Source organism: Nocardioides turkmenicus (genome assembly GCF_011045035.1).
GTDB lineage: Bacteria > Actinomycetota > Actinomycetes > Propionibacteriales > Nocardioidaceae > Nocardioides > Nocardioides turkmenicus.
The window spans coordinates 1-13,261 of the sequence record NZ_JAALAA010000032.1 but is presented as its reverse complement, the minus strand read 5'-3'; the positions used below and the strand labels follow the sequence as shown (position 1 = coordinate 13,261).

The following is a 13,261-nucleotide window of genomic DNA, read 5'->3' as shown; positions in this document are numbered from 1 at the left end:
CAGCCCCGTCAGTCATAGCTGGCTTCGGTGAGCCAGTGATCGGTGTCGAAGGTGGCCAGCCACGCGCGGCCGTCGACCCCGACGAGCTGGAAGCGGGCGACCCGCCGCCCGCCGCCGGGCTCCCACCACGCCTCGGTGACCGGCCACGGGCCGGCCCAGGAGGCGACCCGCTGCCAGGGCTGGCCCGCCGAGGGGCGGTAGCGGACGGGATCGCCGGAGACACCGCCTCGCGGAAGCACCACGACCGGCCGCCCGGCCTGGTCGCAGACCTCCGCCGGCCACGGGTCGGCCAGCACCCGGGCGGGCGCCGGCGGCGGAATGCTTCCCGGCCAGGGCAGCGCGCGGTCTCGGAGGGTACTGGGGCGGTCGCCCCAGGGGACGTACGCCTGCCGGTCGCGTGGGCTCCGGCCGCCCTGGAGCACCGGCGCGACGACGGCCTCGTGGCCGAGCAGGCCCTGCACCCGGGCGATGCCACGGTCGACGCGCTCGTCCGTGCCACCCCAGAGGCCGTCGGCATGGACCGCCTCGGGGACGGCGACCTCGGGGACGAAGCGAACCCGGGTCACCGCTCCTCCGCGCCCGCTCGTGACCGCGCCGGCCAGCTGCCAGTGCAGCCGGTCGATGAGATCGACAGCGGAGAACCAGCGCGGATGCGCCCAGGTGCGGCAGGAGTCCGCGACGTCGTCCATCTCGACCTCGATCCGCACCTCGGTGCAGACCTCCTGCCGCGTCGCCAGGCCCTTCACGAACCCCTCCGCCGCCTGGCGGGCCGAGAAGCAGACCGCCTCGGCGGAGTCGAGCGGCGGCTCGAAGGCGACCTCGGTGGCGAGCTCGGGCGGTGGCGTACGCCCGGTCACCGGCCGCGCCCCCTCACCGTGGATCACCCGGCGGACCCAGGCGGCCTGCGCGCCGAACCGCGCCTTGACGTCGACGCCGGGCAGGTCGGCAAGACCGCCGAGCGTGGTCAGGCCGAGCCGCTGCAGCAGGCTGACCGCGTTGGCGTCGTCGAGGACATGGACCGGCAGGGCGCGCAGGAACGCTGCGGATCCGCCGTCCGCCGGGACCGCGTACGTCTCCTGCAGCCCGGCGCTGCGCGCGGCCTGCTCGGCGGTGAAGAGCTCGTCGGCGATGCCGATCCGTACGTCCCAGATCCCGAGCCCGACCACACACTCGGCGATCGCCGCGCCGGCCTCGGCCTCGCCGCCGTAGAAGCGGGCCGGCGAGCGCAGCGCGACCAGCCCGGGGCGCAGCGGCATGACGCCGGGACGCAGCTCCTCCAGGCGCACCAGCACCTCCTCGAACACTCGCGCGTCGCGGGCGTCGTCGGCGGCGAGCACCTGCACCTCAGGGCAGCGCGCCTGCGCGTCCCGGCGCCGCATCCCGCGCTTGGTCCCGAACTCCCGCGCCGCCTGGTTGCAGGCCTGGACCCGGTTCTGCGCGAAGACCGCCGCCGGCAGGTGCCGCGGCAGCCCCTGCTCCCCCAGCGCCGCGGCGACCGGCCAGTCGGCGCACCAGACCACCAGCGTGCGACTCATGCCGACTCCTGTTTCCGCAGGTCGGCAATGTCCGTGACGGGCTCCAGGACGCGTCCGAGAGTGCCGTCCTCGGCGGGGAACCAGAGCGCCGTACGCCGCGGCGGAGCCGTCCCGCGCACCGCCTCGACCACCATCCTCCTCGCCCGGAGATGGCCGTCGCCGTTGCCCAGCCCGACCCAGCGCGGCTCGGTCGCCCGGAGACGTACGTCTGCTCTCGGCCACTCCCCCAGCGCGACCAGCGCGGCGCCGCGGGTGCGCAGCCGGGCACCGATCTTCTCGGCGACGCCCGGAGCCACCCGGCCGGTCGGCCGGACCAGCACCAGGGTGACCACGTCGACCAGCGCCGCGGTCGCCTCCAGCCAGGAGTCCTTGGGTCGCGGCACCAGGATGGTCCGCTCCAGGTCGACCCCGGCCTCGGCCGCCGCCTCGACACCGAAGTCCTCGACCCCGACGACCGCGGTCCACTCCCCCGCGCTCGAGGGTCCCGCGAGCAGCAGCATCGCCAGCGACAGCGAGTCGGCCGCGTACGTCCCACCTGCCCGCAGCTGCACCACCCCACCGAGCGCCTCGTGGGTGGCCAGCTCGGCCCCCAGGCCCGGCTTCTGCTCCAGCCGCCGCACCTTGGACCGAAGCTGCTCGATCTGAGCCAGCTTCTGGTGTCGTTCGATCCCCGCTACCACTCCCACTCAATGAGTATCGAACATTTGTTCGAACGGGGCAAGATCGCCGAGACGTCACTTGCGCAGGCCGAGACGGCACTCGCGTCGGCCGAACGGGCATACCGCTGCCCACTGGGCCGACGGAAGTGACGCTTCGGCCGACGCGGGTGACGCTTCGGCGGGAAGTCAGCCGCGGAGAGCGGAGGCGAGGTAGGTGAGGCGGGGGTGATCGGAGGTGGGGAGGGCGGTGACGGTGGTCTTCTTGTCGACCGCGACCTTCCAGTAGGTGGCACCGGCGACGACGAGGAAGTCGGCCTTGCCCGAGCCGTCACCGGAGAGCGGGGTGGTGATCAGCTCGGGTACGCCGAAGGCGCGCATCGCGGCGATGACCGGGCAGTCCTCCTCGAGGGCGGCACGGGCGGCGGCGACGACACTCTGGTGAGCGTCCGGGACGGCGTTGATGCGCAGGGTCTGGATACGCGGCTCGGCCTCCGGCGAGAGCATGACCTCGATGTCGTAGCGGCCCCGCTCGGCCGGCACCACGGCCAGCGCGACGCCCATGGCGCGGGAGAAGTAGCCGTAGGGAGCACCGCCCAGCGGCAGCCCGACCTTGGCGCGCGCCTGGGTGATCTGTACGCGCCGGCCGGCGTCGGGGGCGTCGAGCTCGACGTTGTCGGCGAACAGCGAGGGCAGCGCGAACACCTCAGCACCCGAAGGATCGAAGGTACGCAGCCGCTCGACCGCGGCCTCCAGCGCCGAGTCGAGCCGCGGCCGCAGGCCCTTGACCGCCGTCGAGAACCGGTGCGGTCCTCCCCCGGCGAGCTGCTCGGAGACCAGCGAGCGCAACGCGGTCATCGCGGTCGGGTAGGCGCCGGCGTAGGTGCTGTTGGACAGCGTGATCACGCCGAGACCGGTCGCGGGGTGCCAGACCATTCGCGAGCCGTAGCCGGGGTAGCCGCCGGAGTGGTGGACGATCTGCCCGAGCCGGCTGTCGTGGTCGACCATGAGGCCGTAGCCGTAGCCGGCGGCGACCGCACCGACCCCGGCCTCGGCGCCCTCGAACCCGAGCGAGGCCGACACCGAGCCGAACCGGTGCAGCTGCTGCATCTCGCGCCGGGAAGCCTTCGACAACGGATGACCGTCGGCCCCGGACGAGAAGGCGCCCAGGAACCCGCCGACCCAGCGCGCCAGGTCGGCGACCGAGGAGTGCAGACCACCCATCGCCGCGAACGACCCCGACGGCACCGGCACGGCCGGAGCCCACGCCGGCGGACCCTCGAGCCGGTCGCCGGCCCAGGCCGGGTGCAGGGGCGGAACATGGCCAGGGACCAGATTCGGCACCGCGGACGGCGAGTAGGCCGAGGAGGTCATCCCCAGCGGCGCCAGCAGCTCGTGCTCGACGAAGTCCCGATTGGCTCCCTCAGGAGACGAACCGCCCACGACGTTCTCGATCGCGCGGCCGAGCAGCGCGTAGCCGAGGTTGGAGTACTCGAACCCGACCCCCGGCTCCTGCCCGGTCGAGAAGCCCCCGTCGAGGAACGTCCCGAAGGCGGCGTAGGACAGCGACTCCTGCCGGTCGCCCCACGGGTCGTCGGTCGGCAGCCCGGCCGACATCGAGAGCAGCAGCCGCAGCGTCACCGCCGGCGAGTCGGCGGAGTAGGGAGCCTGGTCGACGAGCTCGGGCACGTACTGCGCGATCGCCTCGTCGAGGTCCACCAGCCCACGGTCGCGCAGCAGCAGCACCGCAGCCGCCGTGAACGACTTCGACATCGACGCGATCCGGAAGACGCTCTCCGCGGTCGGCGCCGGACCACCCTCCGTCGTCGCACCGAACGCACCGGAGTGGAGCAGCTCGGAGCCGCGTACGACTCCATAGACCAGGCCCGGGGTCAGGTTCTCCTCGAAGCGCTGCTGGAAGAGTTCGTCGACGACGGCGGTGTTGAGGCTCATGCGGGCGTTCCTTCGGTGGCAGGTTGCTCGACGCGTTGCAGCCTAGCCACAGAGGGCACCGCCAGCGCGGCAAGGCAGACCGCGGCGTAGAGCACGCCGCTGACCAGGAAGACCGGTCGCTCCCCGAACCAGGCCGCCAAGGGTCCGTAGAGCAGCTGTCCGACGGGCATCGCGAGGAACGAGCCGAGCGCGTCGTAGGAGTAGGCGCGCGAGAGCATCTCCTCCGGGACGTTCTCCTGCATCGCGAGGCTCCAGCCGAGGCTGAAGACCTCGATCCCGGCGCCGGCGACGGCCATCGCGATGACGAGCGGCACCGTCTCGGGCCAGAGCCCGAGCGCGAAGAAGGGCAGCGAGAACATCATGATCCCGAACATCCCTGCCCGCAGCGGACGCCGGATCGTGGCCCGCATCAGCACGATCGTCATGACCAGCATCCCGGCCGCGAGCGCCGAGTTGCCCAGGCCCCAGCCCTCGACGCCCAGCGAGGTGGACTTCGCGTACGCAGGTCCCAGCACGTTCAGCCCGCCCGACTGGATCGCGTTGAGCACCATGAAGGCGACCACCACGACCCACAGCCAGGTGGTGCGGCGGAAGTAGCTCCACCCTGCCCGCAGGTCCTCCAGTGCGGAGGTCTTAACTGCGTCCGCCGGACGCGGTGGGATCCGCACCGGGAGCAGGAAGATCGCGGCGAGCAGCCAGGTCAGCGCATCGACCGCCAGCGCCCAGCCGGCTCCGACGCCCACCACGAGCGCCGCGGCGACCGACGGGCCCAGGATCGTCAGGGTGCCGCGCGACATCGAGAGCAGCAGGTTGGCGGGCTGCAGGTCCTTCTTCGCCACCAGCTGCGGCACCATCCCCTGCATGGCCGGGAAGGCCATCGCCATCGTGGTGCCGTTGATCGCCTCCAGGACGACGAGGTGCCAGATCTCGGCCTGCCCGGTGATGATCAGCGCCGCCACCGCCGCCTGGGTCGCGGCCGAGGCGACGTTGCTCACCTGCAGCACCAGCCGCCGCGGGAACCGGTCGGCGATCACGCCGCCGACCAGCAGGAACACGATCATCGGGATGGTGTGCGCGGCGATGACGTAGCCCAGCGCGGAGGCCGAGTCGGTCACCTCCAACACGGCGAACGCGAGCGCCACGTGCGACATCGACGAGCCGGTCATGTTCACGAACCGCGAGGCGAAGAACCACCCGAAGTCGCGGTCTTTCAGGACGAAGAGGCTCTCCCGGATGCTCACGCGGGCACTCTTCCGCACATCCCCGGTTCCTGGTAATCGTTTTTCGTGCGGCCTAAACCATCCGCCCGTCCAGGGCGTCCAGATGGTGTGACCAGAGACGAGTTCACCAAGTTCTACGCCGGCAACAAGGACCGCTGCCTACGGGCCGCGATCGCCTACGGCATAGCTCCCGACCGCGCCGAGGAAGCCGTGGCCGAGGCGTTCGCCCGGGCGTGGTCCAGGTGGCCGAGCGTACGCAGCGCCGACTCGCCCCGCGCGTGGGTCGTCCGCACGGCGATCAACGCCGACATCTCCTGGTGGCGACGACGCCGCCGCGAAGTGGTCACCGAACCACCGGAGCGCCCCGCCGCTACCCACGACCTGGATACCTCCTCGGTCCTGATCGAGGCCGTACGCCGCCTGCCTCCGCGCCAACGCGAGGTCGTCGTGCACCGCTATCTGCTCGACCTCGACACCGCCACGACCGCCCGGGCACTCGGCATCGCGCCCGGCACGGCCAAGGCGCTCCTGCACCACGCGCTCGCCACCTTGCGAGCAGAGCTCACGTTCGAAGGGAATCCCTCGTGAACACCGACCTCGAAGACGCCCTCCACACCCTGGACGGCCCCACGCTCGATCGCCCCGCCGACGCGATTCTCGCCCGCGGCGACCACATGCGGCACCGCCGTCGCACCTCCACCGCCATCGTGGGCGCAGTCGGTGTCGCGGCCCTTGCAGCCGCTGCGTACGTCGTCGTTCCGGAGGTCGTCGGAGAGTCCTCACCGCCGATCGCGACCGCACCCCCGGCTCCTGGGCGGATCGCCCCAACGGCCACCGTCGACTGGTCGGGAGGGCCGACCAACCTGAGTGCGGACGAGCTCGACCAACTGAGTGACTCGTGCCTGACCAGCGCCTATGCGACCGAGCCGCTCAGCCGCACCAGCACGGCGACCGGCGAGATCCCAGCCGGCACCCACCCCACCGTCGCCGAACGCCGTGAGACCGGCATCGAGGCGCTCTTCATCGGCAACGGTCACCTGGTGACGTGCTCGACACCCGGAGGCATGCCGGTGGGGCACCGGTTCGAGGCAACCGAGGCCAGCGGGCGGACCTTCGCCATGTCCGAGCATGCCGCCGACAAGTGGCCGGAGACCGTCAGCTGGGGCCTGGACACCGGCACCACCATGGTCCTGCGGGTGCCCGACGAGGTCGCCTCCGTGGAGGTCACTCTGGGTGAGAAGACCTTCCCCGCGGTGATCGTCGATGACGCGGCTGTCACCTGGTTGGGGCCTGGCGAGGTGACCGACGAGGAACTGCACCGGGGCGACAGCAGGGCGTACGCCTGGCACGCCTATGACACCGACGGTGATCCGGTCCAGGTGCCGCTGAGCAAGGACTGAGACTCAGCCGGCGGCGACGTACTTCTCCGCCACCGCCCGCGGCTTGTCCCCGAGCCCCTCGATGCCGAGGAGGCTCGGGAGCAGGCTGCGGTCGGTGGTGAGGGCCTTGAAGAGGGTCGAGACGGTGACGTCGTGGTCGGGGCGGTCGACGACGACGATCTCGTCGCCGGCCTGGAGCTGCCCCTCCTCGAGGACCCGGAGGTAGGGACCCGGACGCCCCTCAGCCGTGAACCTCTTGACCCACTGGGCGTTGTCGTAGCCGGAGACACCCATCCAGTTCTTGAAGTCGTTGCACGGCGTACGCACGCTGCAGACCTGCAGCAGCACCGTCCCGATCCGCCACTGCTCGCCCACCAGAGCGGCGTTGATGTCGATCCCCTCGGTGGTGAGGTTCTCGGCGAACTGTCCGTCGCGAAGCGTCACGCCCAGCCGCGAGCCCCACAGATCGAGGTCCTCGCGGGCGAAGGCGTAGACCGCCTGCTCCTGGCCGCCGTGGTGGCGCCGGTCGGTCTGGGTGTCGGTGACGATCCCCTCGGCACCGACCGTCACCGGCTCCACGACCGACAGCTTCTCCATCGAGGTAGCGCCCACCTCCGCCCACTCAGCGGGCTTGGACCGACCGACGTTGACGCTTCGCACGACTGGCATGCGCCTAGTGTCGCGGCCCGGCCCGGAGACCGTCGAACGGTTATCCGCCGGCTGCCGGCTCAGGAGAACGAGGCTGTCGCGATCCCTCCAGCCTGGACACGTACGACATCGACGGGACGCTGGTCGGAGTCCTCGGGCACGTCGACGCGGACCTGGTAGAGCCCGGGCGGCACGTGCACGACGCCGAACCAGCCCGAGCCGTCGGTCGCGGTGGACACTGACGGTCCCGCGTGGTCGAGCGGTCGCAGCGTCACGGCCGCCTGATCGAGCGCCGTGCCGTCGGCGAGGCGGACGACGCCGGCCACGTGCCCGTCGGTCGGCGCCGACTTCCAGGGCATGTCGGGCACCGCCGCCGGCGCCTCGAACGGCCCACCCGGCCCGGCGAGCGCCGCCGTCAGCGCAGCCAGCTCGGTGGGCCGGGTCGACGGGTCGGCGAGGGCCTCACGGGTCGGGTTGGCGTAGGCGTACCCGCTCCACCCAGCGGCCAGGTTGCCCGCGGCGCTCGGCGCGACCGCCTGCCAGGCCTGCGCCACCGAGTCGGCCACGGAGTTCAGGTAGAGCGCCGGTCCGTTGACCGCCTGCCGCTCGGCCTGGTTGTCGGCGAGGAACTCCGACCACTCGTCGTACATCGTCGCCTGCGCCGGCTGCCAGTCGCGCTTGTAGTTCATGGTCACCGCGGTGTCCATGATCCCCTCGGCCAGCCAGCCCTTCCAGTCCTGTAGGACCTCGGCGTACGTGCGGGTCTTGGTCCAGCCGCCGACCGCCTGGGGTCCGTTGCCGTAGGTGATCGCGTCCATCGAGAGCCGTACGCTCGGGCCCACCGACCAGAGCCCGAGGTAGATCTTGCGGACCAGGCCGGTGACCTGGTCACGTCGCCACTGGCTCCACTGCGCGTCCGACGGGACCGGAACGTCCGTACGCCCCGTGGCCGCCTGGAAGCGAGCGACCGAGACGTCGTTGTAGCCCCAGTCGCTGTGGGTGGTCGTGGAGGAGCCGTCGGGGTAACGGACGTAGTCGAGGTTGATCCCGTCGACGTCGTAGTTCTGCACGATCGACTGCACGCCCGCGACGATGTAGTCGACGACGCCGGGGTGGCCCGGGTCGGCGTAGGAGTTCGCGCCGACGCGTTCGGTGCCGTCGTACTTCTTGTTCAGCCACCTGGCTTCCCCGGTCGCGGTCGGCCCGTGCTGGTTGAACGCGTGCTCGGGCGAGCGCGGTGCGGTCGCGGAGTTCCACATCGTGTTGACGTTGACCCAGGCGTGCACCTCGATCCCGGCCGCGTGCGCCTCGGTGATGATCTCCTGGAGCGGGTCGTAGGGGGCGGGGTCGATGGCCGCATCCGTACGCGGGTAGAGCGCGTTGTTGCAGAAGCAGTCCCACCGCCGGGCGGTCTGCACGATCAGCGCGTTGACGTGCATGTCCTGGGCGACCTGGACCAGGTCGTCGACCTGCGCGGGGGTGTAGATGCCTCGGTTGAAACCGTCGACCCACAGGCTCCGCCACTGCTCGGGCGGGTCGCTCTCCGCGGCCGCCGCAGGTGACGCGGGGGCCGTCATCGTCGCGAACAGCGCCACGACACTCACCACTGCGAACAGGAAACGTCTCATCACGACCTCCGTCGTCCCGCGGCCGGCGCCGTTGCCGGCTGATCGAGCGTAGGGGCTGGGAGCGATCGGCGGAGGTGATTCCGGCAACCCGGTGGCTGAGTCGGTCCTCAGTCCTGAACGGCCTTGGCGACCGAGATCATCGCGGTGATCCACTCTTTGTCAGGTCCAGCCTTGTCGGGCGCCTGGTTCTCCTCGAGCTCGCCCTTCACGTTGACGACCAGGCGCAGGATCGCCCAGGCCCGGGCGCGGTCCTCGTCGAGCTCGGCGGCGTCGACCAAGGCGAAGAACCGGTCGCGGACACCGTCCCGGATCCGCCCTGCGTACTCGTCGAAGCGGTTCCAGAGCATCGGCGCGAGCTCGTAGTGCGGGTCGCCGGAGAGGGGTTTCGGGTCGATGACCAGCCACTCCTCACGGTCACCCTGGAGAACGTTGGCGAAATGAAGATCCGTGTGGATCAGCCTGCCGTCGGTGGACTCGTCACGGGCGAAGTCGCGGGCGATCGCCCGGGCCTGCTCGACCATCCGCGGCGGGACCGGGAGCCGCCGCTCCTTCTCCCCCAGCTCGGCGGCCCACCGTGCGGCCTGCGCCGACAACGTACGCAGCTGCGGCGGAGCCGGGACGTGCAGCCGTCGGTAGAACCCGCCCACGATCTCGCACGCCTGCACGTCCCACATCTCCGAGAGGTCCGCAGGGCGCAGCCGTTCGAGCAGGAGCGCGAACCGCTTCGGGTCGGCCCGCAGCAGACGTACGGCACCCCGACCGCCCCACACCTGCAGCGCCAGCGCCTCGTGCTCGGCCTCCCAGTGCGGCCAGACGACCTTCAGCACGGCGACTTCGCCCTCGGCGGTGCGCACCGGGACCACGACGGCACAGTTGCCGTGGGTGGAGGGGCCGTCGACGGTCAGCGACCACTCCTCGACCAGGTCGCGCAGCAGGCCCGGGAGGTCGTCGAGCCACGCCGCCCACGACGGCACGTTGGCCGCCAGGGCCAGGAAGGAGTCCGGGACGAGCGTCACGGCGGCAACCCTAAATCCGCTTCCCAACCCGTGGCGGATCGGGCAGGTTTGGGCCCATGTCACTTCCAGAGTCGATGGGGACCAAGGGTGTTCCCTACCCGCCCGAGCGCTACGACGGCGAGGCCGGTGAGGTCTCGGCGCTCTACCGTCCCGACAAGGCCGCGCCCGATCTGAGCTATCCCAACGGCGTCAAGGTCGACTATCTCGCCACCGGCGCGACCACCGCGGGCGACTACGGGCTCTACCGCTGGCACTTCGGTCCCAACGAGACCGGCCCTGGCCCACACTTCCACCGGGCGGTGGCCGAGTCGTTCTACGTGCTGACCGGGACGGTGCGGATCTACAACGGCGAGGAGTGGATCCCGGCGAGCGCCGGCGACTTCGTGCACGTGCCGGTCGGCGGCCTGCACGGGTTCCGCAACGTGACCGACGAGCCCGCCTCGATGCTGCTCCACTTCACCCCGGGCGCGCCGCGGGAGGGCTACTTCGAGGGGCTGCGCGAGCTCGCCGAGGGCACCGAGCTCGGCCCGGACGACCTGGCCGAGTTCTACAAGCTCCACGACAACTACTGGGTGGACTGAGCCCTCCAGGCGTCGATCCCGAGACGGACGATGTCGGCGGCCGAATCAGGCACCTCGGCCGCCTCCTCGAGCGGGACCCATGCGGCGAAGTCGGTGGTTCCGTCGACCTCCAGCGTGCCCAGCTCACCCCCGATGATCCTCGCCTCGAAGATCACCCGGGTGGACTGGTAGGGCCGGCGCCCCGGCTCGAACGGCACGACGTACACGTTGGTCGTCAGCGGAGCCCCGACCTCGACGTCGTAGCCGGTCTCCTCCTTCACCTCGCGCGCGACCGCGTCGGGCATCTGCTCGCCGTAGTCGACACCGCCGCCCGGGAGCGTCCAGCCCGGCTCGGTGCGGTGGTTGCCGTTGAACCAGCTCAGCAGGATCCGCCCTGTGTCGACGATGACGGCGTACGCGGCCACCCGGGTGTCGTACTCGGTGAAATGCATCCCCGGGAGACTACAACGGGCAGCCGGCGGTTCAGTCGAAGACGAACGCGGTCGCGTCCTTGGGGAACGACGTCCAGGCCCGGATCCGGCGCGGATGCACGGCCGGTGCCGCGTCGGTGTAGTGCTCCGCCTTGAAGACGTTCTCGCCGTACTCGGGATACTTCGCGTTCAGCAGCCCGGCGATCTCCTCGGCGGCCTCCGGGGCGAAGCTGGTCTCCCGCACCTCCCCCTCGATGACCACCAGCTTCCACGGGTCCGGCAGGTTCACCGTCACCTTCGGGTGCGCCGCGGCCAGCCGCCGGTGCAGCGTCTCCGGGCTGCCCCCGTAGACCAGCTTCTCCTCGAACCAGATCCCGTCCAGCGGCGTCACGTGCGGGCTCCGCCCGGGCCTCTCGAACGCGAACCAGAACTGCTTCGCCTCGATCAGCTGCTGACGTACGTCCTCCCACGCCAGCAGCTCGCTCGGCGTGCCGTACTCCTTCGGGAACCGAACCTGTTCTGTGCGCATTCACCCTCCTCAGATGATCTCCCTCCAAGTAGACCATCCACCACCGACGACCCGCTTAGCCGAAATTGCTCGACCGTCGGCCGTACGCAGCCGCCAGCTCGGCCCCGATCCGGGCCAGCTCCTGGCGCACGTCCTCAGGGCCGACGACCTCGATCATCGCTCCCCATCCGGCCAGCTGCTCGGCGAGGGACCGGGCGGTGTGAGCGGCGACGGTCACCTCGATCCGCTCCTCCCCGGCGACAGGGGACGCGTCGCCGACCACGTCGAGATAGGTGCCGAAATGGTCCCGCAGCACCCACAGATGACGACGCCGCACCAGCACGGTGGCCCGGACCCGAGCGCGGCGTCCTTCGACGTACGCCACGACCCGCTGCCACTCACGAGCCAGGTCGAAGTCCTCGGGCCGCTCCGCCTCCTCCGTCGTCACCTCGACCGAGGCGACCCGGTCCATGCGGTAGGTGCGTACGTCCGGAGCGCCGTCACGGGTGGCCAGGAGGTACCAGAGGTCGTCCTTGGCCACCAGGCCCAGCGGACTGAGCACGACATTGCTGACGTGGCCGGTGCGGCTGGAGTAGTCCAGACGCACCTGGCGCCGGTCGATCACCGCCTGCTGCACGACGTCCACTACCTCGGGTCGCGAGCGGCGCTGCTCGCCCCACGCGCCGGCATCGAGACGTACCGCCTCCGCGGCCGCGACCGCGTCTGCCCGGAACGGGCTCGGCAGCGCACGGAGGAGCTTGCGCACCGCCTGCCGGGCCTCGGGCGATGCACCGGCGCCCGGCCCGATCAGCGTGAACAGCGCCTGTGACTCAGGACCGGTCAGTCCGCTCAGGTCGGTGCGCGCCCCTCCGACCAGGGACCAGCCACCGTTTCTACCTGCCTGCGGATAGACCGGCACACCGGCGGCCGACAGCGCTTCGAGGTCACGCCGCGCCGTCGCGACCGAGACCTCCAGCTCGGTGGCCAGCTCGGCTGCGGTCACACGGCCGCGCGCCTGCAGCAGCAGGAGCGTCGCGATCATCCGCTCGGCTCTCACGTCAGAACAATTCCACATAAAGTGCTCATAACGTGAACACTTTGAGCGGAATCATGGATCTCACCACCACGAAAGGATGAGCACCATGTTCCGCGGATTCACCACCATCAACTACCTCGTCGACGACGTGAAGGCGGCCACCACCTGGTATCAGGACCTTCTCGGCATCGAGCCCTACTTCGTACGTCCCACCGCCGAGGAGCCCGCTTACGTCGAGTTCCGCCTCGGCGACAGCCAGGACGAGCTCGGCCTCCTCGACCGCCGCTACGCCCCCGAGGGCCACTCCCCCGCCAGCCGGGCCGGCGCGATCATGCACTGGCACGTCGACGACATCCAGGAGACGTACGACCACCTGCTCAACCACGGCGCCACCGGTCTCTCAGCGCCCCGCCCGCTCGGCGAGCCCGGCTGGGAGATCGCCACGGTCGCCGACCCGTTCGGCAATCTGATCGGGCTGATGCACAGCCCTCACTACCTGGACATGCTGGCGCACTGAGCCTGGGCGTGCGCTTGGGCTGGCTGACCCGTCAGGCTGCGAGGCGATGGTCGAGGAGTACGTCGCGCAGCGCGAACTCTGCCCGCGATAGGGGTGGTGGGTCCGGTCGCCAGGGTTCCGGTGGCGGGCTCGTGTAGACGTGGCGGGTAGGTGTGATGGTGACGATGGAGCCGT

General features: G+C 71.0%; 14 protein-coding genes. 4 read left to right on the top strand and 10 right to left on the bottom strand.

Annotated features, from left to right (window positions below):
• Positions 1 to 8 precede the first annotated feature (8 nt).
• From G5C66_RS24400 to G5C66_RS24385, 4 genes are all read right to left on the bottom strand, one after another.
• Positions 9 to 1,535, bottom strand: coding sequence for a DNA polymerase Y family protein (locus tag G5C66_RS24400; RefSeq protein WP_165114095.1), 1,527 nt, complete (start codon positions 1,533 to 1,535; stop codon positions 9 to 11).
• Positions 1,532 to 2,221, bottom strand: a complete 690-nt coding sequence (locus G5C66_RS24395; protein WP_338144305.1) for a hypothetical protein — start codon at positions 2,219 to 2,221, stop codon at positions 1,532 to 1,534. The genes G5C66_RS24400 and G5C66_RS24395 overlap by 4 nt, the downstream gene beginning before the upstream one ends.
• 159 nt (positions 2,222 to 2,380) lie before the next feature.
• On the bottom strand, positions 2,381 to 4,144 hold the full coding sequence (locus tag G5C66_RS24390; protein ID WP_165114093.1) for a serine hydrolase domain-containing protein: 1,764 nt from the start codon (positions 4,142 to 4,144) through the stop codon (positions 2,381 to 2,383).
• Positions 4,141 to 5,385, bottom strand: coding sequence for an MFS transporter (locus G5C66_RS24385; protein ID WP_165114090.1), 1,245 nt, complete (start codon positions 5,383 to 5,385; stop codon positions 4,141 to 4,143). Before G5C66_RS24385 ends, G5C66_RS24390 begins: the two co-directional genes overlap by 4 nt.
• 87 nt (positions 5,386 to 5,472) lie before the next feature.
• Here G5C66_RS24385 and G5C66_RS24380 point away from each other — a divergent pair, with 87 nt between their 5' ends.
• Complete coding sequence (locus tag G5C66_RS24380) at positions 5,473 to 5,952, top strand: sigma-70 family RNA polymerase sigma factor (RefSeq protein WP_165114087.1); 480 nt, start codon at positions 5,473 to 5,475, stop codon at positions 5,950 to 5,952.
• Positions 5,949 to 6,764, top strand: a complete 816-nt coding sequence (locus G5C66_RS24375) for a hypothetical protein (protein ID WP_165114084.1) — start codon at positions 5,949 to 5,951, stop codon at positions 6,762 to 6,764. The genes G5C66_RS24380 and G5C66_RS24375 overlap by 4 nt, the downstream gene beginning before the upstream one ends.
• A gap of 3 nt (positions 6,765 to 6,767) precedes the next feature.
• Here G5C66_RS24375 and G5C66_RS24370 read toward each other — a convergent pair whose 3' ends face one another.
• From G5C66_RS24370 to G5C66_RS24360, 3 genes are all read right to left on the bottom strand, one after another.
• The gene (locus G5C66_RS24370; protein ID WP_165114082.1) at positions 6,768 to 7,412 is read right to left on the bottom strand and encodes an MOSC domain-containing protein; all 645 of its coding nucleotides are present in this window, start codon (positions 7,410 to 7,412) and stop codon (positions 6,768 to 6,770) included.
• A 59-nt stretch (positions 7,413 to 7,471) separates the two neighbouring features.
• Entirely contained in the window at positions 7,472 to 9,019 is a 1,548-nt protein-coding gene (locus G5C66_RS24365) for a family 10 glycosylhydrolase (protein ID WP_165114079.1), read from the bottom strand.
• 107 nt (positions 9,020 to 9,126) lie between these two features.
• Positions 9,127 to 10,035, bottom strand: coding sequence for an aminoglycoside phosphotransferase family protein (locus G5C66_RS24360; RefSeq protein WP_165114077.1), 909 nt, complete (start codon positions 10,033 to 10,035; stop codon positions 9,127 to 9,129).
• Positions 10,036 to 10,091: 56 nt separating this feature from the next.
• On the opposite strand from G5C66_RS24360, the gene G5C66_RS24355 reads away from it, so the two are divergent.
• Positions 10,092 to 10,616 carry a cupin domain-containing protein gene (locus G5C66_RS24355; RefSeq protein ID WP_241248824.1) on the top strand — a complete coding sequence of 175 codons (525 nt, stop codon included), beginning with the start codon at positions 10,092 to 10,094 and terminating at the stop codon, positions 10,614 to 10,616.
• Here G5C66_RS24355 and G5C66_RS24350 read toward each other — a convergent pair.
• From G5C66_RS24350 to G5C66_RS24340, 3 genes are read right to left on the bottom strand one after another with little or no spacing between them, the layout of a single operon-like run.
• Positions 10,601 to 11,047 carry an NUDIX domain-containing protein gene (locus G5C66_RS24350; protein WP_165114074.1) on the bottom strand — a complete coding sequence of 149 codons (447 nt, stop codon included), beginning with the start codon at positions 11,045 to 11,047 and terminating at the stop codon, positions 10,601 to 10,603. The two genes, G5C66_RS24355 and G5C66_RS24350, sit on opposite strands and share 16 nt — an antisense overlap.
• Before the next feature lie 31 nt (positions 11,048 to 11,078).
• Positions 11,079 to 11,555, bottom strand: coding sequence for a pyridoxamine 5'-phosphate oxidase family protein (locus G5C66_RS24345; protein ID WP_165114071.1), 477 nt, complete (start codon positions 11,553 to 11,555; stop codon positions 11,079 to 11,081).
• 55 nt (positions 11,556 to 11,610) lie between these two features.
• The gene (locus tag G5C66_RS24340) at positions 11,611 to 12,591 is read right to left on the bottom strand and encodes a WYL domain-containing protein (protein ID WP_165114069.1); all 981 of its coding nucleotides are present in this window, start codon (positions 12,589 to 12,591) and stop codon (positions 11,611 to 11,613) included.
• 85 nt (positions 12,592 to 12,676) lie between these two features.
• Between G5C66_RS24340 and G5C66_RS24335 the strand changes: the two genes are divergently transcribed.
• A complete protein-coding gene (locus G5C66_RS24335) occupies positions 12,677 to 13,087 on the top strand; it encodes a VOC family protein (protein ID WP_165114066.1) in 411 nt (136 codons plus the stop codon).
• Positions 13,088 to 13,261: the final 174 nt, after the last annotated feature.